The organism is Prauserella isguenensis (assembly GCF_014191605.1).
GTDB lineage: Bacteria > Actinomycetota > Actinomycetes > Mycobacteriales > Pseudonocardiaceae > Prauserella > Prauserella isguenensis.
Genome location: NZ_JACHWU010000004.1, coordinates 1 through 20,013, shown reverse-complemented (window position 1 = coordinate 20,013; position 20,013 = coordinate 1). Strand labels below are relative to the sequence as shown.

Here is a 20,013-nt window from a genome sequence, read left to right as displayed (position 1 = left end):
CGTAATTCGTAGCGTTTTACCCGAATGTGATGGTTCGGACCTGTTACAGGGCCGCCGTCACGGGAAGGTCATCACGGGAAGGTGACCGACCGGATCTTCCGGGCCGACACCGCGGCGCCGATCGGGTCGAGCAGGGCCGGGTCGACCGGGCGGTCCACACGCAGCAGCATCACGGCATTCGACCGGTCGGCCGTCTGGCTGATCTGCGCGGCGTCAATGTTCACCCCGGCCTCGCCCAGGACGGTGCCCACGCGGCCCATGGTGCCCGGCTTGTCCGGGTACTCCATGAGGAGCATGTTGCCCTCGGCGCGGATGTCGAAGTGCCTGCCGTCGATCTCGATCAGCTTCTGCACCTCCTCCTTGCCGGTTACCGAACCCGACACCGTGTGCGCCGTGCCGTCGTCCTGCACCGCACGCACGGTCAGCTGGCTGCGGTAGTTCTGGCTCTCCGGCTCGGTGGTCACCGACACCTGCACGCCGAGCTCCTCGGCCAGCCGCGGCGCGTTCACGAACGTCACCTGCGACTCGACGACGTTGGCGAACACGCCGCGCAACGCCGCCAGCTGCAGCACGCTGACATCCTCGCCCGACAGCTCACCGGAGGCCACGACCGCCACCGACTGCGGCGCCTTCGCGCTGAACGCCGACAGCACGGTGCCGAGCTTCTGCGCCAGCGGCAGGTACGGCCGTACCTCGTCGGTGACCGCACCGCCCGCGACGTTCACGGCGTCCGGCACGAACTCGCCACGCAGCGCCAGCAGTGTCGACTTCGCGACGTCGGTGCCCGCGCGGTCCTGCGCCTCACTGGTCGACGCACCGAGGTGCGGCGTGACGACGACGTTGGGCAGGCCGAACAGCGGGCTCTCGGTGACCGGCTCGGACTCGAACACATCGATGCCCGCACCGCCCACGTGGCCGTCCGACACTGCCTTGGCCAGCGCAGCCTCGTCGATCAGGCCGCCACGGGCGGCGTTGACGACGACGACGCCCTTCTTGGTCTTCGCCAGGGCCGCCGCGTCGATCAGGCCCTTGGTCTCGGGCGTCTTGGGCAGGTGCACCGTGACGATGTCGGCGCGCTCGAGCAGCTCCTCGAGGCTGACGAGCTCGACGCCGAACTGCTTGGCTCGGGCCGCCGAGGCGTACGGGTCGTAGGCCAGCAGCTTCGTGTCGAACGCGCCGAGGCGCTGCGACACGAGCTGGCCGATCTTGCCGAAACCGACGACGCCGACGGTCTTGCCGTTCAACTCGACACCGGTGTAGGAACTGCGCTTCCATGCGCCGCCCTGCAGGCTCTGGTCGGCGGCCGGGACGCGGCGCAGCACCGACAGCAACAGGGCGACGGCGTGCTCGGCCGCGGAAACGATGTTCGACGTCGGCGCGTTCACCACGAGCACACCGTGCTGGGTGGCCGCGGGCACGTCGACGTTGTCGAGACCGACACCGGCGCGGGCGACCACCTTCAGCGAACTGGTGGCGTCGAGCACCTCGGCGTCGACCTGCGTCGCGGACCGTACGAGCAGCGCGTCGGCGGTCTTCACCGCCTCGAGCAGTGCCGGCCGGTCCGTTCCGTCCACGTGCCGGATCTCGACCTCGTCTCCGAAGACGCTCACCGCGGAGGGAGCGAGCTTCTCGGCGAGGAGGACGACGGGCTTGGTGGAAGTGGTCACGTTGCGCCTTTCGTAGCTCGACTCACTGGTTTTGCGCGGCAGACACTCTCGCTCTCGCGGCATCGCTCACCGCAGGCCGGCCCGAGCCGCCTGCACGTCGGCCGCCCCGGCGACGCGGACCTCCGTCTCGCGCCACGGGCTGCGTGTCACGACCTGCGCCTGCCCCGCACTCGCCGACCGATCTGCCGGGTGCTGATCGCCGGCCGCGGCGATCGTCGACGTGGTCGAGGTCACGTCGGTGTGCCCTCGATCGGGAGGAGTGTATCCGCCTGAGTTAACGCAGACGCAATGCTCGAACGACAAATCGGCGCCATCGTGGCGGATCCTTCGTGCGTCGTCGCTGGTCACGGCGACCTATTTCGAACTTCGTTCGTCAGGTCACTATGCCCGATTCAGGTGCCGAATCAGGCCGGGCCCGCATCGATCAATCCTGCGGACGGTCGAATTCGCCGTCACGCGCCCCGGCGAGGAACGCGTCCCACTCCGAGGGAGTGAACACCAGCACGGCCCTCTCCCCCGTGCCGCCGCCGTGCGTGTCGGCACTGCTCCCGTCGGCGCTACTCCCGTCGGCACTGCTCCCGTGGGCGCTACTCCCGTGGGCGCCGTCGGTGCCGGTCCGGGGGTCGCCGCCGTCGCTCGCGCCGCGGAGGGCGGAGCGCAGCACGACGTACGTCACGCCGTCGCTGTGGGGAACGAACGCGTACTCGACGGGGCCTCGTTCGGCGCCGGACTCGTCACGCAGTCGCGCCCAGCGGACAGAGTTCAGGTCCAGTGCGGCCGACACTTCCTGTTTCGCCTGCTGGTCGCGGGACGGGCCGGCGGTCCCGCCCGGGCCCGGGGCCGATGACGCGCCAGGGTCAACGCCGTCGATCATCACCCCGCACGGTAGTCCTGAGCAGCACAAACCCCCAAGACGTCGGTGGACGTCCTGGGGGTTCGCGGCGAAAAAACGGACCTATCGAACGAATCAGGCCGTCTCGGTGATCGGGCGGTCCACCCACGACATGAGGTCGCGCAGCTTCTTGCCGGTCTCCTCGATCGGGTGCTGCTCGCCCGCCGCGCGCAGCTTGGTGAAGTTCGGCCGGTTCGCCTCGTCCTCGCCGACCCACTCACGGGCGAACGTGCCGTCCTGGATCTCCGCCAGCACGGCCTTCATGTTCTCCTTCACCTCGGGCGTGATCACGCGCGGACCACGGGTGAGGTCGCCGTACTCGGCGGTGTCGGAGATCGAGTAGCGCATGCGCGCGATGCCGCCCTCGTACATGAGGTCGACGATCAGCTTGAGCTCGTGCAGCACCTCGAAGTAGGCGATCTCCGGGGCGTAGCCGGCCTCGGTCAGCACCTCGAAGCCCGTCTGCACGAGGGCCGACGCGCCGCCGCAGAGCACCGACTGCTCACCGAACAGGTCGGTCTCGGTCTCCTCGGTGAACGTCGTCTTGATGACGCCGGCACGCGCACCACCGATCGCGGCCGCGTACGACAGCGCGAGAGCCTGGCCGCCACCGCTCGGGTCCTGCTCGACGGCGATCAGGCACGGCACGCCCTTGCCGTCGACGAACTGCCTGCGCACCAAGTGACCCGGGCCCTTCGGCGCCACCATCGCGACGTCCACGTCGGCAGGCGGCTTGATGAGGTCGTACCGGATGTTGAAGCCGTGGCCGAAGAAGAGCGCGTCGCCCGGCTTGAGGTTCGGCTCGATGTCGGCGGTGTAGATCTCGCGCTGCTTGGTGTCGGGCGCGAGGATCATGATCACGTCGGCCCACGCGGAGACCTCGGACACCGTGCCGACCTGCAGGCCCTCCTCCTCGGCCTTCGGGCGCGACTTCGAACCCTCGGCCAGGCCGATGCGGACGTCGACGCCGGAGTCGCGCAGGCTCAGCGCGTGCGCGTGGCCCTGACTGCCGTACCCGATGACGGCGACCTTACGGCCCTGGATGATGCTGAGATCGGCGTCGTCGTCGTAGAAGATTTCGACTGACATGAGGGGCGGTACTTCCTTTCCCATCGCATGATGTGCCCGCGACGCGCCGTCGGCGGCGCCCGGGCTCGGCGGCCGCGGTGGCCGCAGGTTCTATCGGGTTGAGTTCGCGGTGATCGACCGGGCGCCCCGGCCGAGCGCGACCATGCCGGATTTCACGAGCTCACGCACACCGTACGGTTCCAGCATGCGCATGAGCGCGTTCAGTTTGTCGTGCGTGCCGGTCGCCTCGACGGTGACGGCCTCCGGCGAGACGTCGACCACCTTCGCGCGGAACATCTCCACGGTTTCGAGGACCTGACTGCGCACGGTGGCATCGGCCCGCACCTTCACGAGCAGCAGGTCGCGCTGCACGGAGCTGGCGGGGTCGAGTTCCACGATCTTGATGACGTTCACGAGCTTGTTGAGCTGCTTGGTCACCTGTTCGAGGGGTTGTTCCTCGACGGCGACGACGATCGTCATCCGGGACACCTCGGGGTTCTCCGTGGGCCCGACGGCGAGGGACTCGATGTTGAAGCCCCGGCGGGAGAACAGGCCGGAGACACGGGCGAGCACGCCGGGGACGTTCTCCACCAGGACGCTCAGCGTGTGCATGCTCATGACTCTTACTGCTCCCCTCGCACGTCGGTGACGGCCCTGTCGGCGACGATGCCGTCGGCCGCGGGACCGTCGGCGACGTCGTCGTCGTCGAACAGCGGCCGGATGCCGCGAGCCGCCATCACCTCGTCGTTGCTGGCGCCCGGCCCGACCATCGGCCACACCTGAGCATCCTTGCCGACGACGAAGTCGATCACGACAGGGCGGTCGCCTATCGCCATCGCCTGCTTGATGACGTCGTCCACCTCCTCCTTGGTCTCACACCGCAGACCGGCACAACCGAGCGACTCCGCGAGGAGCGCGAAATCGGGGATGCGGTGCTTGTGCGTGCCGAGGTCGGTGTTGGAGTACCGCTCGTCGTAGAAGAGGTTCTGCCACTGCCGCACCATGCCCAGGTTGCCGTTGTTGATCACGGCGACCTTGATGGGGGCACCTTCGAGCGCGCACGTGGCCAGTTCCTGGTTGGTCATCTGGAAGCAGCCGTCGCCGTCGATCGCCCACACCTGCGTGTCGGGGTGGCCGAACTGCGCGCCCATCGCCGCGGGCACGGCGAAACCCATCGTGCCGAGCCCGCCCGAGTTGATCCACGAGCGCGGGTTCTCGTACTTGATGAACTGCGCGGCCCACATCTGGTGCTGGCCCACGCCCGCCGTGTAGTAGGCGTCGGGGCCGACGAGCTCGCCGATGCGCTCGATGACGTACTGCGGCGAGAGGGCGCCGTCGTCGGGCCACTCGTAGCCGGCGGGGAACGTGTCGCGCCACGAGTCGATCTGCGTCCACCACGCCGTCAGGTCCGGCTTGTCGCCCCGGTCGTGCTCGAACTTCACGGCGTCGATGAGCTCGCGGATGATCTCCTTGCAGTCACCGACGATCGGCACGTCGGCCTTGCGGTTCTTGGAGATCTCGGCCGGGTCGATGTCGGCGTGCACGACGGTGGCCTCCGGCGCGAACGAGTCGAGCCTGCCGGTCACCCGGTCGTCGAACCGCGCGCCGAGCGCCAGCAGCAGGTCCGAACGCTGCATCGCGGCGACGGCGGACACGCTGCCGTGCATGCCGGGCATGCCGACATGGTGGTCGTGCGAATCGGGGAAGGCGCCGCGCGCCATGAGCGTCGTCGCGACCGGGATGCCGGTCAGCTCCGCCAGTTCACGCAGCTCCTCCGACGCCTCCGCCTTGAGCACGCCACCACCGACGTACAGCACGGGCCTGCGCGCCTGCGAGATCAGCCGCGCGGCCTCGCGCACCTGCTTGCCGTGCGGGCGCAGGGTCGGGCGGTAACCGGGCAGCGTCATCTCGGGCGGCCACGCGAACGACGTCGTCTCCTGGAGCACGTCCTTGGGGATGTCGACCAGCACCGGGCCGGGACGGCCCGTGCTCGCCAGGTGGAACGCCTCCGCGATGACCCTCGGGATGTCGGCGGGGTCGGTCACCAGGAAGTTGTGCTTGGTGATCGGCATGGTGATGCCGCAGATGTCGGCTTCCTGGAACGCGTCCGTGCCGATGAGCGCCCGCGTCTGCTGACCGGTGATCGCCACGAGCGGCACCGAGTCCATGTTGGCGTCGGCCAGCGGCGTGACCAGGTTGGTGGCGCCGGGACCCGACGTCGCCATGCACACGCCGACCTTGCCGGTGGCCTGGGCATACCCGGTGGCGGCGTGGCCCGCGGCCTGTTCGTGCCGCACCAGCACGTGGCGGACCTTCGTCGAGTCGAGAAGCGGGTCGTAGGCGGGCAGAATCGTGCCGCCCGGAATGCCGAAGACGACCTCCGAGCCGATCGCCTCGAGCGCCCGTACGAGCGACTGCGCGCCGGTGACGCGGACGGGCGTGCCCGCGGGCGGGGTGGGCTTCGGGCGGGGGGCGTTCGGCTGGGCGGACTTGCGGGACGCCTCGGTGGCGTCCGTGGCTTCGGCGTCTCCGGCGGAGCCGGATTCCGATCGCGAGGTCGCGCTAGTCATCGATGTCTGCCTCGTGTCCTGGTGCTCTCGAGCGTGCTGAGTCGATCCTGCTGGGCTCGTCGGCTTCTCGGGTCGGTTCGGTTGGGTTCGTCGGGTCGCTGTGGGTGTCGGTTCGTTGTGGGGGTCGTCCCGTTGTGACTGTCGGTCGTGCCGGCCGGGTGAGGCCGTGGTGCGAGGCGTCGCCGTGGTGTTCGCCTGACGTCACCCGATCGGTGCTGCACCGCCGCAACCCCGACGACATCGCAACCTCGACATCAAAAAACCCCCGCCGACCGGGGTGGTCGTACGAGGGTCGCGCGTTGATGCAGAGGCGGCTTCCTAAGCGTCGCTCTCGGCGTCAACGCGCTTGGGAAGTACGAGAATCGTCTGCGGTGTCACGCCGGTGACGGTAATCGGGCCGCGGTATGAGTGTCAACTCTGCGGGATCGTGATTCCGGATACTGGAACGCTGATCCACTCGGCGGACACCGGCACCTCCGAGCGGACGTCATCGCGTGCCCACCACCGTCGTGTTGCGGGTTCCGGGGCTCGTGTTGCGGGTTCCGGGTCCCGAGGCGCCGCCCGGCATCCGCACGCGGGCGCGGCGGCGTCGTGATCGTTCTCCCTGCGCAAACCCGCCCGGAGTGCCGGAACGGCACCCGGCGGTGGCACCATCGGGGTGTGGCAGACGAATCGGGTGAACCGCAGCAGCAGCAGTCCGGGGCACAGGTCCGCGAGCGCGCGAGCCGCGACGAACACGTCGTGCGCAAGCAGCGCCGCGCGGTGTTCCGTGTCCCGCCGGTGTCGCTGTTGACCATCCCGATCCTGTTGTTCTGCATCACACCGGTGGCCTTCACCGTGCCGGGTCTGCAGTTGCTGTACCTGATCCCGGTGGCCGTCGTGGCCTGGGTGGTGCGCGTCCGCACGGTCGCCACCCCCGAGGGACTGAGCGCCCGCACGCTCACGACCTCCCGCTCGATCCCGTGGGACGACCTCGCCGGCCTGTCGGTCACGGAGAAGGCCGCGATCCGCGCGGCACTGCCGGACGGCACGACCGTGCCGCTCCCCTACGTCCGCCTGCATCACGTGCCGGTGCTGTCGCTGCTGTCCGACGGCCGCATCCCCGATCCGTCGGGCGCACTGGCCGACGAGGGCGCGACCGGCAGCGATGCCGAACCCGGAACCGACACCGCCGCCCGCGAAACCGACACCGCCTCCGAACACGCCACCGAGAACGCCGGCGAGGCGGAGCGGCCGGCCAGCCCGGCCTGATACCGACCGGCCGCCACCGGCTCACTCGCCGCCGCCTCATCTGCCGCTGGCTCCAGGGCGGCGTGTCCCACAGTGCGGACGGGTCACGCGCGGATCACCGCATGTCGGGCCGCCACCTGTCCACGCCGTGGGAGGCCGGGCGTAGCCTGTCGACATGCCTGCTCTGCGTTCCCGTACCACCACTCACGGCCGCAACGCTGCCGGGGCGCGTTCCCTGTGGCGAGCGACCGGGATGACCGACAGTGACTTCGGCAAGCCGATCGTCGCGATCGCCAACTCGTACACGCAGTTCGTCCCCGGTCACGTACACCTCAAGGATCTCGGTGAGATCGTGGCCGAGGCGGTCGGCGAGGCGGGCGGCGTCGCACGCGAGTTCCACACGATCGCGGTCGACGACGGCATCGCCATGGGCCACTCGGGCATGCTCTACTCGCTGCCCTCGCGCGAGATCATCTCCGATTCCGTCGAGTACATGGTCAACGCGCACCAGGCCGACGCGCTCGTGTGCATCTCCAACTGCGACAAGATCACGCCGGGCATGCTCAACGCCGCGATGCGGCTGAACATCCCGACCGTGTTCGTCTCCGGCGGCCCGATGGAGGCCGGCAAGGCCGTCGTCGTGGACGGCGTCGCGCACCCGTCGAGCGACCTGATCACGACGATCTCGGCGTCGGCCAACGATGCGGTCGACGAGCAGGGGCTGTCCGAGGTCGAACGGTCCGCGTGCCCGACCTGCGGCTCGTGCTCGGGCATGTTCACCGCGAACTCGATGAACTGCCTCACCGAGGCACTCGGCCTGTCACTGCCGGGCAACGGCTCGACGCTGGCCACGCACGCGGCGCGGCGCGCACTGTTCGAGAACGCGGGCCGCACGGTCGTCGAACTGGCCAAACGCTGGTACGCCGAGGACGACGAGTCGGCCCTGCCCCGCAGCATCGCGTCGAAGGAGGCGTTCGAGAACGCCATGGCACTCGACATGGCGATGGGCGGGTCGACGAACACCGTGCTGCACGTCCTCGCCGCCGCGGAAGAGGGCGAGATCGAGTTCTCGATCGACGACATCGACCGCATCGGCCGGTCCGTGCCGTGCCTGTCCAAAGTGGCGCCCAACTCGGACTACCACATGGAGGACGTGCACCGGGCCGGCGGAATCCCGGCGATCCTCGGCGAGCTGTACCGCGGTGGACTCCTCCACACCGGCGTCTCGTCGGTGCACTCGCCGTCGATGGAGCAGTGGTTGTCCACGTGGGACATCCGTGCCGAATCGCCGTCCGAGGAGGCCGTGGAACTCTTCCACGCCGCCCCGGGCGGGGTTCGCACGACGGCGGCGTTCTCGACCGAGAATCGCTGGTCCTCGTTGGACACCGATGCCGCGGGCGGCTGCATCCGCGACGTCGAACACGCCTACACCGTCGACGGTGGCCTCGCCGTGCTGCGCGGCAACCTCGCCGAGAACGGCGCGGTGATCAAGTCCGCCGGCATCGACGAGGAGCTGTGGCACTTCGAGGGGCCCGCGAGGGTCGTGGAGAGCCAGGAGGCGGCCGTCTCGGCGATCCTCGGTAAACAGGTGCAGCCCGGCGACGTCGTCGTCGTCCGCTACGAAGGGCCCTCCGGCGGTCCCGGAATGCAGGAGATGCTGCACCCGACCGCGTTCCTCAAGGGTGCCGGCCTCGGCAAGGTGTGTGCGCTGATCACCGACGGCCGATTCTCGGGTGGCTCGTCGGGCATCTCGGTCGGCCACATCTCCCCCGAGGCCGCCGACGGCGGCACGATCGGCCTGGTCGAGAACGGCGACCCGATCCGCATCGACGTGCACGAGCGCACCCTCGAGCTGCTCGTCGACGACGAGGTGCTGGCCGAGCGGCGCGCCAAGATGGACGCGAGCGAACGGCCGTGGCAGCCCGCCGAACGCGAACGTCCGGTGACCACGGCGTTGCGTGCCTACGCCAAGATGGCGACGTCTGCCGACCGCGGGGCCGTGCGCGACCTCAACGGGTAGCGGGCACAGGCCTCCGGCACGGGCCGTCGGCGAACGACAGCGGCGCCGCACCCCGGCGAGGGTGCGGCGCCGTTTCTCGTGCCTGGTACGCCGGAGCGGCGGGGTTCGCTACCGGAACATCACGATGACCACGATGGACGCGGCGATGGCGAGGAGGAGTCCGAACAGGCCGAAGACGCCGGGCTTGCGCCGCCACGGCGTGTTCTTGTCGATCGCGATGCGGCCGGCCCCGGTGAACAGCAGCGTGAGTGCCGCGACCCCGACCATGAGGTCGAGTTCGGCCTCGAAGTAGCCGCTGCCGAGCTGGAACTTGGACACGACGATGTTGATCGCGACCCCGAGAACCGCGGCCGCGCCGATCGGGGTGAACAGGCCGACCGCCAGCAGCAGTGCACCGCCGGTCTCCGCGAATGCCGTGATCCACGCGAGCAGCGTCGTCTGTCCCGTGTAGCCCATGGCGGTCAGCGCGTCGGCGAAGCCGCCGATGCCGGGGCCGTCGAACAGGCCGAACAGCTTCTGCAGGCCGTGGGCGCCCATCACCATGGCGAGCCCGAGCCGCAGCACGAGCAGGCCGACGTCGAGCCCGGCGTGCCAGCGGTCGGGTTCGGGGGCGGACTCCTCGACGTCCGCGAGCAGGCTGTCGTTGCCCTGCCGGTCGGAGCCGGAGTCGTCGAACGTGCCGGCGTCGAACTTCGTCGTCGGGGAATCGAAGTTGTCGGGTGTGCTCATAGCCGCGCAGAGTAGAGCATCACCGCGACCACCGGGTGAACGCCACGGCACACGCGGTGTCGCGATGGTGACGTCTCGTCACACGTGCGGATCGAACGCGAAGTCCCCGGGCGGCCTTCTGCACGGTGCTCTCGAAAGGACCGTCGGAGATCGCCAGGCTCGAGCCCGGGGACGGCCTGGTCCTTCTCGAAGTACAGGTCGTACCGGTAGGCGCACCGGTCTCCGTCGCACCGGGACCGCGAGCAGGCGTTCGGGTTGTCCACATCGGATGTGTCGCGACAGTTGCCGTCGAGCGCTCCGGAACTGTCGAGCCGCTCCTGTCGGCCACCCGACCGCATGCCCGAAGGGCTCGTGTTCGTCTGGAACGGTGGGTCCGCCACCGCGTCCGAGGTTGAGGGCCTCACACTCGCCGACCCCGGAAATCGTTTCCGCAGGGCTCCACGCGCTCGACGACGCGGCCACGAAGGTCCCGGCCTCGCCGCCCGCGCCCCGGGGCACAAGCCGACGCCTGGCATCGAAACCGCGGTCGTGGTCAGATGGACGGTGATCACAGGTTCCCCGCACGAAAGAACCTGCGCCGAAGGAGGCGTCCGTGGGCAGTGCATACGTTGTCGGCACGTTCGACACCAAGGGCGACGAGCTGCGCTACGTCGCCGAGCTGATCCGCGAGACCGGGGTGCCCGTGCGCACCGTCGACCTGGCCACCGATACCGCGCCCTCCGATACCGCGCCCTCGGGCGTCGACGTCCCGGCGCGCGAGGTCGCCGCCTGGCACCCTGACGGTGCCGACGCGGTGTTCACCGGGGACCGCGGTAGCGCCGTCGCCGCGATGACCCAGGCGTTCGCCCGGTTCCTCCCCGCCCAGCGCGACCTCGACGGCGTCGTCGGCCTCGGCGGCTCCGGCGGCACGGCCCTGGTCACGCCCGCCCTGCAGGGCCTGCCCGTCGGCGTGCCCAAATTCATGGTCTCGACCATGGCGGCGGGCGACGTCGGCGCCTACGTCGGCGCGAGTGACATCGCCATGCTGCACTCCGTGACCGATGTCGCCGGGCTGAACCGCATCTCCCGCCGGGTTCTCGGCAACGCCGCCCACGCGCTCGCAGGCGCCTGCGCCCATCCCGTGCCCGCGGGTGACACCCGCCCCGCCGTCGGGCTCACCATGTTCGGCGTCACCACACCGTGCGTCGACGCGGTCGCCCACCGGCTCGGCGAGACGTACGACTGCCTGGTCTTCCACGCCACCGGCACGGGCGGCGCAGCGATGGAGAAGCTCGCAGCCGACGGCCACCTCGCGGGTGTCCTCGACATCTCCACGACCGAGATCTGCGACCTCGTCGCGGGCGGTGTCCTCGCGGCGGGCGAGCACCGCCTCGACGCGATCGCCCACACCGGGATCCCCTACGTCGGCTCGTGCGGCGCACTCGACATGGTCAACTTCGGCGCTCCCGACACCGTGCCCGACCACTACTCCGACCGGCTGTTCTACCCGCACAACCCGCAGATCACGCTCATGCGCACCACCGCCGACGAGGTCCGAGCGATCGGCGAGTTCCTGGCGCGCAAACTCAACGCCTGCGACGGCCCCGTCCGCTTCCTGCTGCCCGAGGGCGGCGTGTCCGCATTGGACGCGCCCGGGCAGGCGTTCCACGACCCCGACGTCGACGCCGTGCTCTTCGACACGCTCGAGCGCGAGGTCAGGCAGACAGAGAACCGGCGGCTGATCCGCTCGCGGCACCACCTCAACGACCCCGAGTTCGCCGACGAGCTCGTGGCCGCATTCACCGACGCGACGAACCCGACATCGGCACAGAGCACGAGCACAGCAAGGAGTTGACGTGCCCCGGATCGACAGGCAGGAACTGCTCACCACGTTCACCGCGATGGCACGACGCGGCGAGCCGATCGTGGGCGGCGGCGCCGGAACGGGTCTGTCCGCCAAGTGCGAGGAGGCGGGCGGTATCGACCTCATCGTCATCTACAACTCCGGTCGTTTCCGCATGGCGGGCCGCGGTTCCCTCGCAGGCCTGCTCGCCTACGGCAACGCCAACGACATCGTCGTGGAGATGGCCGACGAGGTGTTGCCCGTGGTCAAGCGGACGCCGGTGCTGGCGGGCGTCAACGCGACCGATCCGTTCCTCGACACCGACCGTTTCCTCCACAGGCTCGCCGACCTCGGCTTCTCGGGGGTGCAGAACTTCCCCACGGTCGGGCTCATCGACGGCACCTTCCGCGCCAACCTCGAGGAAACGGGTATGGGCTACCAGCACGAGGTCGACATGGTCTCAGCCGCCCGCCGCGCCGACCTGCTCACCACGCCGTACGTGTTCGCCGCGGACGACGCCCGCGCCATGACCGAGGCCGGCGCCGACGTCCTCGTCTGCCACATGGGCCTGACCACCAGCGGATCGATCGGCGCGGTGACCGCGAAGACCCTCGACGACTGCGTCGCGGCGATCGACGAATGGTCCGCCGCGGCCCGCGAGATCCGCGACGACGTCCTCGTCCTCTGCCACGGCGGACCCATCGCCACCCCGCAGGACGCGGCCTACGTCCTGTCCAGAACGCAACACTGCCACGGGTTCTACGGCGCCAGCAGCATGGAGCGGCTGCCCGTCGAAGAGGCGCTCACCGCGCGCACCCGGGAGTTCAAGGAGCTGGAAACCGCAAAGGAGAAGTAGATGCCACGGCCCTATGCCAGCGGAATCGTGCCCGGTGACGTCGACGAGGTGTGGCGGCGCGTCCGCGACTTCAACGGCCTGCCCGCCTGGCACCCGGGGATCGACAGCAGCGAGATCGAACCGGGCCACAGCGCCACCGAGGTGGGCGCCGTGCGCAAACTGACGCTCGCCGACGGAGCCGTCGTGCGGGAGCAGCTGCTGGCACTCGACGACCCCGGCCACAGTTACACCTACAACATTCTCGACGGGCCGTTCCCGGTCCGCAGCTACATCAGCACCATCCGCCTCGCCCCGGTGACCGCCACCGGCGACACGTTCGTCGAATGGTGGACCGAGTACGACGCCGACGCCGCGGACGAGGCGACACTCGACAAGACGTTCAGCCAGGGTGTCTTCGCGACCGGTATCGCCGGTCTCGCCGGAGCCTGACCACCCGGCGGCGCCCACGGCGACCACGCGGCCGAGGACTCCCCCGTTCGGGTGACGGCACCGCTGTGGGCAACCGTGTGGAGTCGGCATGGCCAACAAAGCGACAAGAACGTCGTCCGCATTGGGGTGGTAGATCGCGTGCCTTCCGGAGGGCGAACCACTGTGAGCCACGACCCCCACCGAAATATCGGGTCCGGCGCAGTGGTTGTCCGTGACGGGACACCCCGTGTCCCCGGTGGATCCCCGACGAAAGGTGCACGCGATCATGACCCCTCCGCTGTCCATTCTCGATCTCGCCACGGTCGGCAGCGGAGAGTCCGTGGGTGACGGGCTCCGCAACAGCGTCGCCCTCGCCCAGCACGCGGAGCAGCTCGGCTACCGGCGGGTCTGGTACGCCGAGCACCACAACATGTCGACGATCGCGTCCTCGGCCACGAGCGTGCTGATCGCACACGTGGCCTCGCAGACCGAGACGATCCGCCTCGGTTCCGGCGGCATCATGCTGCCCAACCACGCCCCACTGACCATCGCCGAGCAGTTCGGGACGCTCGAGACGCTGCACCCGGGCCGTATCGACCTCGGCCTGGGACGCGCGCCGGGCACGGACCAGAACACGCTGCGCGCGCTGCGCCGCGACCCGAGCTCGGCGGAAGCCTTCCCCCGGGACGTGCAGGAGCTGCAGGGCTACCTGGGTGAGCAGTCCCTCGTCTCCGGCGTGAAGGCGACCCCGGGCAAGGGCACGCACGTGCCGCTCTACGTCCTCGGCTCCTCGCTGTTCGGCGCCAAGCTGGCCGCAGCGCTGGGACTGCCGTACGCGTTCGCGTCGCACTTCGCGCCGGACGCGCTCGAAGCCGCGGTCGCGGCCTACCGGAGCGAGTTCCAGCCGTCCGAACAGCTCGACGAGCCGTACGTGATCGCGGGCGCGAACGTCATCGCGGCCGACACGGCGGAGCAGGCCGAATCCGACTCCCAGGTCGTCAAGCGCTCGCGACTGCGGCTGCTCGCGGGCCGAGGCCGCACGTTCACCGACGCCGAAGCCGACGCCGTCCTCGACTCGCCGCAGGGCAAGCCGATCATGGACATGGTCCGCTACTCCGCGGTCGGCACGGCCGACCAGGTCGCCGACTACCTCGACTGGTTCGGCAAACACGCCGATGCCGACGAGCTGATCGTCACCCACCCGTCCCCGACGCTCGAGAACCGGCTGCGGTCCGCCGAGCTGACCGCCCGCGCCACCGGGCTGAGCGACTGACGCCGCGCCGGCCGGTCGGTACCCGCGCAGCCGGACGACCCGGGTCGACGTCCGCGCGAAGCTTCGGCCCGGGCGCGCGGGCGTGCCCCGGACGGACCACCTTCGCGCGGTGATACCCGGAAGTACCGGGTCTCGGTACCGGCCGACGGTCCCGGCGGAGAGCCCGGCGACATCCCCTTCGGCCGCGCAGCAGCGGCCGCACTCGCGGCAAAGCTGGGATGATCGCTGACAGCCGGGAGGTGAGGCGTGAACGAGAATCACCCACTGCTCGACGGCCCGCTGCTCGACACGGGCCTTCCTATCGCCCTGTTCGTCATCATGATCGGGATCGGACTGAGCCTCCGCGGCAGGGACTTCAGCCAGGTGCTCCGCACTCCCCGGAGTGCCATTGCCGGGACTCTGGGCCAGGTGGTTCTGATGCCCCTGCTCGGTCTGGCCCTGGCATGGCTACTGGCGCTACCGCCGCTCGTCGCGGCCGGCCTGGTGATCATCGCGGCGTGCCCGGGCGGGACGACGTCGAACCTCATCGCGTACCTGGCCAGGGCCAACGTCGCGCTGTCGATCGTGTTGACGGTGAGTGCCAGCCTCATCACGATCGTGACCCTTCCGATCTTCGCCAATCTGGCGCTCGACATCTGGCCGGCGGCCGGCGTCGGCGAGATCCACGTGCCCGTGCTGCGAACCATCGCCCTCCTCCTCGTGCTCGTCCTGGTTCCGGTCCTGCTCGGGATGGCGGTTCGGGCCGCCAGACCCGCGGTCGCCGATGCCATGGAGCGGGCCGTGTCGGTGTTCGGCGGTCTCGTCTTCGCGGCGCTGATCGTGGTGATCTCGGTGTCGCTGGGTGACGAGCTCTGGGAGTACCTGCGGGCCGCCGGCCTCCCCGTCATCCTGCTCAACCTGGGTGGGCTGGCGGTCGGTTTCGGGGTGACGGCGTTGACGCGGGCATCGTGGGCCGACCGGGTCGCCGGCGCCGTCGAACTCGGGATCAAGAACGCCACGATCGGCATCCTCATCGCCGTCACCGTCATCGGACAGCCCGAGATGGCGGTTCCGCCCGGGGTCTACGGCCTGCTCATGTATGCCTCGGCAGCGGCGGTCATCTGGTACGGGCGCCGCCACGCACGAGGGCCGGAGAACCGGGCGGACGAGCCCCGTGAAACGTGACCGGGGAGGAGACTCACCGCACACCGACCGCGATCCCGGTCGGTGATATCCACATTGGACTGTACGAACCGGCCGGTCCGACCCGCTCGCCGACGAGGTGCACCCGAGGTCCGACGGGGGTGTCGGTGGAAGCCTCGCCCGAGCGTCGCCGACGTCGTCTCGGTGGACTCACGTGCTCCTCGCCGCACACGTTCCGGCCTGACCTCCGCCTCACCGATGTGATCTCCCCGTGAGCTCTCGGGTAAAACCATTGTGAGCCAACGAGAAACGTGGTCGACACCCTTGACAGCCGCAACGAGGGGAGGCAGCTTTGCGGTGACCCGCCCGCGGCGAACCGCGTCTTGATCCGTGCCGACACCGCTGTCGCCTCGCAGCCGCTCGCCGTGCCCCCATGCGGGCCCACGACGTCGATCGAGAGGTTCCATCACTGTGCGTTCGCAGCCGCGGCCAGGGCTTTCGCCGTCACGCCACGGGGATTCGCCGACGCAGGCGACCGCACCGTCTCCGGGAACCGCACCGAGCGCGACTCTTCCGGGCGACGCCGGGGCGGTGAGCGCCGACGCGGCCCGCCGGTTCCGGCCCGACATCGAGGGCCTGCGTGCGGTGGCGATCCTCGCTGTTCTGCTGTACCACGCGGGGCTGCCGGTCACCGGCGGCTACGTCGGCGTCGACGTGTTCTTCGTGCTGTCCGGATTCCTCATGACCCGGCTGATCGCCGACGAGATCGCACACACCGGATCGCTGTCTCTCGGCCGGTTCTACGCGCGTCGCGCCCGGCGGTTGCTGCCGGCGGTCGCCGTCGTACTCGCTGCCGTGGCCCTCCTGGCCTGGCTGCTGTTCTCTCCCGTCGACCGCGACTCGGTCGCCGCCGACCTCGTCGCCTCGGCCCTGTACGCGATCAACTGGTGGCTGTCCGGACAGGCGGTCGACTACTTCGCATCCGGCATGCAGGCTAGTCCCGTGCAGCACTTCTGGTCACTGGCCGTCGAGGAGCAGTTCTACGTCGTGTGGCCACTTCTCCTCCTCGGGGCGGTGTGGCTGGTGCGGCGCTTCGCCGGTGCGCACGACCCTCGGCGGACGCTGCTCGCCGTCGTCGCCGGCGTGGGCACGCTCTCGCTGGCGTACTCGGTGGTCGGCACGCTGCGGGCCGCCGACACGGCGTACTTCGACACGCTGGGCCGCGGCTGGGAGTTCGCCGTCGGCGGGGTGATCGCACTCGTCCCGATCACCCGGCTCACCCCGAGGGCGGCGACGATCCTGGCCTGGGCTGGTCTCGCCGCGATCGGCGGTTCGGTCGTGATGTTCGACGAGGCGACGCTGTTCCCGGCCCCGTGGGCCATGCTGCCCGCGCTGGGCACGGCGGCCGTCATCGCCGCGGGTACGGCGCTGCCGTCGGCCCGGCCGCAGCAGCTCCTCTCGTCGCCGGTCATGCGACACCTCGGGCGGGTGTCGTACTCGTGGTACCTGTGGCACTGGCCGGCGCTGGTGTTCGCCGCCGCCGCGTTCGGCGAGTTGTCGGCGGTCGAAGGACTGGCGGTCGTCGCGGGCGCCTACGTGCTCGCGGTGGCGACGTACCACCTCGTCGAACAGCCCTTCCGCTTGTCACCGGTGTTCCGCCGGTCACGGCGCGCGCTGACACTGGGAGCGGCGTGCACCGTGTTCACCGTCGCCTCCGGACTGGTACTGGCACTGACGATCCCGTCGCTGCCCACCAAGGCTCCCGACGAGGCCACCGGCGCACCCGCGCTCGGACACGGCGACGCCGTGCAGCGCTCCGTCGACGCGGTGCGCCCCGAACCACGGCTCGCCCCGCAGGACTGGCCCCGCAACTACGACGACGGCTGTCACGCCGACCGCCCGGAGACGACCTCGCCCGCGTGCGTCTACGGCGATCCGGAGTCCGACCGCACCGTCGTGCTGTTCGGCGACTCGCACGCCATGCAGTACTTCCCCGCACTGGAGCGCGTCGCGAAGGACCGCGGCTGGCGACTGGTGGCGCTGACCAAGTCCGGATGCCCGCCGCCGCAGGTCGGCCTCCACAACGACGCACTGCGGCGGTACTACTCCGAGTGCGACACCTGGCGTTCGGACATGCTGACCCGCATCACCGAGAAGGAGAAGCCCGATCTCGTGCTGACCGGCGGCCGTGACACGTACACGGCGATGGAGGGCGAGCGCCGCCTCGACCCCGCGGCGAGCGCCGAGAAGCTCCGCGACGGGTACGCCGACACGCTGTCCGAGCTGCGCGGCTCCGGCGCGCAGGTCGTCACGATCAAGGACAATCCGCATCCGGACAAGGACGTACCCAGCTGCGTCTCGCGGGCTCCCCAGCGGCTGGACGACTGCGCCGTCCCACAGGACGTCGCGTTCGACTATCCGCACGTCGCCGACCACGCCGCGAACCGTGTCGAGGGCGCGAAGCTGCTCGACTCGACGCCCGCGTTCTGCCGCGACGGCACGTGCCCGGCGGTCATCGGCGACGTCGTCGTCTACGGCGTGACGACCCACCTGACCGCGACCTATGCGCGCACGCTCGCGCCGTGGCTCGACGAGCAGCTGTCGTCGCTCGACGTCATGGGCTGACCACCACCACGTTATTCAACCATTGGGTTGACAACACGGCGCACGCAGTCCTAGCGTTTATTCAACCGACAAGTTGAGGAACGAACGGTGGACGACAGGACCGAACAGCTCAACCGCGCCTTCGCCGCACTCGCCGATCCGACCCGCCGCGACCTGGTCGCCAGGTTGGCCGTCGACGACGCGACCGTGGGCGAACTCGCCGAGCACTACGACATGAGCCTGCAGGCCGTGTCGAAGCACGTGAAGGTACTGGGAGACGCCGGACTGGTCACCCGTAGCAAGGAGGCCCAGCGCCGGCCGGTCCACCTGGACGCGGACGTGTTCGACCTGATGTCGACTTGGATCGAGCGCTACCGCAGGCGAGCCGAAGAGCGTTACCGCAGGCTCGACGCCCTCCTGGCCGAGGAGAGCGATCGAGAACGAGAGTCCGAAGCGGAGGCATCATGACCACGACCACCCACGAAACCGAGATCACGGCCGACGAACGGGTCCCGACGATCGAGATCGTCCGCGAGTTCGACGCCGAACCCGACCGCGTGTTCCGTGCCCACGTCGATCCCGAGCTGTACCGCCGTTGGGTCGGGCCGCACTCGCTGACGACGCGGATCATCAAGTGGGACGCCCGCACCGGCGGCGAGTGGGCGTTCGCCAACGACCGGGACGGCGAGGAGATCGCCTCCTTCTACGGCAGCTTCCACGAGGTGCGGCCGGACGAACGGATCGTGTGGACGTTCACCTACGAGGGCGCGCCGGACGGCGTCTCGCTCGAGACCCTGACGTTCGAGCGACTCGACGGCGGCCGCACCCGGCTGCGGGGGCTGAGCCTGGTCGAGGACTTCGAGACCCGCGACGGCATCCTCGCCAGCGGCATGGACACCGGAGTCCGCGAAGGCTACGAGAAGCTCGACCAGCTGCTGGCCACCGGCGCCCAGCGATGACGACCGCACCCGTCGGCCCGGCCCGGCGGCACGCCGACGACGCGGCGGCGCTGACCGCGCTGGTCGACTCCGCCGCGCCGGGCGACTGGGCGCGACCCTCGCCGGTCGCGGAGTGGACGGCACTCGACGTCGTGACCCACCTCGTCGAGTGGTCGCGCGGGTTCCTCACCGGTGCCGGCGTCACGCTGCCGGACCTGGACGTCGGGGCCGATCCCGCCGCGGCGTGGCGTCGGCACACCGCCGACGTCCAGTCGATCCTCGACGACCCGCGCGACCGGCGGCTCGTCAACCCGCACATCGGCACCAAACCCGTGGCCGAGGCGGTCGACGAGTTCTACACGGCGGACGTCTGGATGCACTCGTGGGACCTGGCCAAGGCACTCGGCCGCGAACCCGACCTCGACCCGGCACGGTGCGCCGCCGCGCTGGAGGGCATGCGGGCCGTCGAAGACCTGCTGCGGAACAGTGGACAGTTCGGACCGGCCGTCCCGGTGCCCGGCGACGCACCGGCCCAGGACCGGCTGATGGCGTTCCTCGGCCGCGACCCGGCCTGGCGTCCCTGACACGGCCAAGCGCGGCACCGGGCCGGATGCCGGTCACGACCCACCGGCACCCGGGCACGGGGTCAGCGTGGTGTGGCCCGGTCGCCGTCTTCTGCGGCGGGCCGGTCGGTGTCGCGCCGGCCTGTAGAGCCGCCGTGCCTGTCGTCGGCGTAGCGTTCGAGGATTTCTTGGGAGTGGTGTTCGGCTCCGAGGGCGGAGTCGGTGAATTCCGGGGTGTTGAATATTTCGCC

19 protein-coding genes are annotated in these 20,013 nt (G+C 70.0%); 11 read left to right on the top strand and 8 right to left on the bottom strand.

What is annotated here, in order from left to right; genetic code table 11:
• Positions 1-71: 71 nt before the first annotated feature.
• From serA to FHS23_RS16370, 6 genes are all read right to left on the bottom strand, one after another.
• The gene (gene serA, locus FHS23_RS16395; protein WP_183656308.1) at positions 72-1,667 is read right to left on the bottom strand and encodes a phosphoglycerate dehydrogenase; all 1,596 of its coding nucleotides are present in this window, start codon (positions 1,665-1,667) and stop codon (positions 72-74) included.
• A 66-nt stretch (positions 1,668-1,733) separates the two neighbouring features.
• Positions 1,734-1,901, bottom strand: coding sequence for a hypothetical protein (locus tag FHS23_RS16390; RefSeq protein WP_183656305.1), 168 nt, complete (start codon positions 1,899-1,901; stop codon positions 1,734-1,736).
• 190 nt (positions 1,902-2,091) lie between these two features.
• Positions 2,092-2,541, bottom strand: a complete 450-nt coding sequence (locus tag FHS23_RS23935; protein ID WP_183656303.1) for a DUF397 domain-containing protein — start codon at positions 2,539-2,541, stop codon at positions 2,092-2,094.
• 93 nt (positions 2,542-2,634) lie between these two features.
• Positions 2,635-3,648 (bottom strand): ketol-acid reductoisomerase, encoded by a 1,014-nt coding sequence (gene ilvC, locus FHS23_RS16380; RefSeq protein ID WP_183656300.1) that lies wholly within the window; start codon positions 3,646-3,648, stop codon positions 2,635-2,637.
• Positions 3,649-3,738: 90 nt separating this feature from the next.
• Positions 3,739-4,245, bottom strand: coding sequence for an acetolactate synthase small subunit (gene ilvN, locus FHS23_RS16375; protein WP_183656297.1), 507 nt, complete (start codon positions 4,243-4,245; stop codon positions 3,739-3,741).
• Between the two features lie 5 nt (positions 4,246-4,250).
• Positions 4,251-6,197 carry an acetolactate synthase large subunit gene (locus FHS23_RS16370; protein ID WP_183656281.1) on the bottom strand — a complete coding sequence of 649 codons (1,947 nt, stop codon included), beginning with the start codon at positions 6,195-6,197 and terminating at the stop codon, positions 4,251-4,253.
• A gap of 660 nt (positions 6,198-6,857) precedes the next feature.
• Between FHS23_RS16370 and FHS23_RS16365 the strand changes: the two genes are divergently transcribed.
• Both FHS23_RS16365 and ilvD read left to right on the top strand, forming a co-directional pair.
• Complete coding sequence (locus FHS23_RS16365) at positions 6,858-7,448, top strand: PH domain-containing protein (protein WP_343054012.1); 591 nt, start codon at positions 6,858-6,860, stop codon at positions 7,446-7,448.
• A 154-nt stretch (positions 7,449-7,602) separates the two neighbouring features.
• A complete protein-coding gene (gene ilvD, locus FHS23_RS16360; protein WP_183656278.1) occupies positions 7,603-9,447 on the top strand; it encodes a dihydroxy-acid dehydratase in 1,845 nt (614 codons plus the stop codon).
• A 108-nt stretch (positions 9,448-9,555) separates the two neighbouring features.
• On the opposite strand, the gene FHS23_RS16355 is transcribed toward ilvD, so the two are convergent.
• Entirely contained in the window at positions 9,556-10,176 is a 621-nt protein-coding gene (locus FHS23_RS16355) for a DoxX family protein (RefSeq protein WP_183656275.1), read from the bottom strand.
• Positions 10,173-10,514 (bottom strand): NPP1 family protein, encoded by a 342-nt coding sequence (locus FHS23_RS23780; RefSeq protein WP_343054057.1) that lies wholly within the window; start codon positions 10,512-10,514, stop codon positions 10,173-10,175. The genes FHS23_RS16355 and FHS23_RS23780 overlap by 4 nt, the downstream gene beginning before the upstream one ends.
• Before the next feature lie 254 nt (positions 10,515-10,768).
• On the opposite strand from FHS23_RS23780, the gene FHS23_RS16345 reads away from it, so the two are divergent.
• The 9 genes from FHS23_RS16345 to FHS23_RS16305 all read left to right on the top strand — a co-directional run bounded on the left by FHS23_RS16345 (position 10,769) and on the right by FHS23_RS16305 (position 19,783).
• On the top strand, positions 10,769-12,010 hold the full coding sequence (locus FHS23_RS16345; RefSeq protein ID WP_183656269.1) for a Tm-1-like ATP-binding domain-containing protein: 1,242 nt from the start codon (positions 10,769-10,771) through the stop codon (positions 12,008-12,010).
• A 1-nt stretch (position 12,011) separates the two neighbouring features.
• A complete protein-coding gene (locus FHS23_RS16340) occupies positions 12,012-12,854 on the top strand; it encodes a phosphoenolpyruvate hydrolase family protein (RefSeq protein WP_183656266.1) in 843 nt (280 codons plus the stop codon).
• Positions 12,855-13,283 (top strand): SRPBCC family protein, encoded by a 429-nt coding sequence (locus FHS23_RS16335; RefSeq protein WP_183656263.1) that lies wholly within the window; start codon positions 12,855-12,857, stop codon positions 13,281-13,283. It begins immediately after the preceding gene.
• A gap of 265 nt (positions 13,284-13,548) precedes the next feature.
• Positions 13,549-14,535: an LLM class flavin-dependent oxidoreductase gene (locus tag FHS23_RS16330; RefSeq protein WP_183656260.1), complete on the top strand. Its 987-nt coding sequence runs from the start codon at positions 13,549-13,551 to the stop codon at positions 14,533-14,535.
• 246 nt (positions 14,536-14,781) lie between these two features.
• A complete protein-coding gene (locus FHS23_RS16325) occupies positions 14,782-15,699 on the top strand; it encodes a bile acid:sodium symporter (protein WP_221219685.1) in 918 nt (305 codons plus the stop codon).
• A 549-nt stretch (positions 15,700-16,248) separates the two neighbouring features.
• A complete protein-coding gene (locus tag FHS23_RS16320; RefSeq protein WP_183656258.1) occupies positions 16,249-18,282 on the top strand; it encodes an SGNH hydrolase domain-containing protein in 2,034 nt (677 codons plus the stop codon).
• Between the two features lie 87 nt (positions 18,283-18,369).
• The gene (locus tag FHS23_RS16315; protein ID WP_183656255.1) at positions 18,370-18,729 is read left to right on the top strand and encodes a metalloregulator ArsR/SmtB family transcription factor; all 360 of its coding nucleotides are present in this window, start codon (positions 18,370-18,372) and stop codon (positions 18,727-18,729) included.
• Positions 18,726-19,220 carry an SRPBCC family protein gene (locus FHS23_RS16310; protein ID WP_183656253.1) on the top strand — a complete coding sequence of 165 codons (495 nt, stop codon included), beginning with the start codon at positions 18,726-18,728 and terminating at the stop codon, positions 19,218-19,220. The genes FHS23_RS16315 and FHS23_RS16310 overlap by 4 nt, the downstream gene beginning before the upstream one ends.
• Positions 19,217-19,783, top strand: a complete 567-nt coding sequence (locus tag FHS23_RS16305; protein ID WP_183656251.1) for a TIGR03086 family metal-binding protein — start codon at positions 19,217-19,219, stop codon at positions 19,781-19,783. Before FHS23_RS16310 ends, FHS23_RS16305 begins: the two co-directional genes overlap by 4 nt.
• Positions 19,784-20,013 lie beyond the last annotated feature (230 nt).

Coding starts and splice junctions, on each gene's coding strand:
- FHS23_RS23935 (WP_183656303.1), bottom strand. CDS start 2,541: ATGATCGACGGCGTTGACCCTGGCGCGTCATCGGCCCCGGGCCCGGGC.
- ilvC (WP_183656300.1), bottom strand. CDS start 3,648: ATGTCAGTCGAAATCTTCTACGACGACGACGCCGATCTCAGCATCATC.
- ilvN (WP_183656297.1), bottom strand. CDS start 4,245: ATGAGCATGCACACGCTGAGCGTCCTGGTGGAGAACGTCCCCGGCGTG.
- FHS23_RS16370 (WP_183656281.1), bottom strand. CDS start 6,197: ATGACTAGCGCGACCTCGCGATCGGAATCCGGCTCCGCCGGAGACGCC.
- ilvD (WP_183656278.1), top strand. CDS start 7,603: ATGCCTGCTCTGCGTTCCCGTACCACCACTCACGGCCGCAACGCTGCC.
- FHS23_RS16355 (WP_183656275.1), bottom strand. CDS start 10,176: ATGAGCACACCCGACAACTTCGATTCCCCGACGACGAAGTTCGACGCC.
- FHS23_RS23780 (WP_343054057.1), bottom strand. CDS start 10,514: ATGCGGTCGGGTGGCCGACAGGAGCGGCTCGACAGTTCCGGAGCGCTC.
- FHS23_RS16335 (WP_183656263.1), top strand. CDS start 12,855: ATGCCACGGCCCTATGCCAGCGGAATCGTGCCCGGTGACGTCGACGAG.
- FHS23_RS16330 (WP_183656260.1), top strand. CDS start 13,549: ATGACCCCTCCGCTGTCCATTCTCGATCTCGCCACGGTCGGCAGCGGA.
- FHS23_RS16310 (WP_183656253.1), top strand. CDS start 18,726: ATGACCACGACCACCCACGAAACCGAGATCACGGCCGACGAACGGGTC.
- FHS23_RS16305 (WP_183656251.1), top strand. CDS start 19,217: ATGACGACCGCACCCGTCGGCCCGGCCCGGCGGCACGCCGACGACGCG.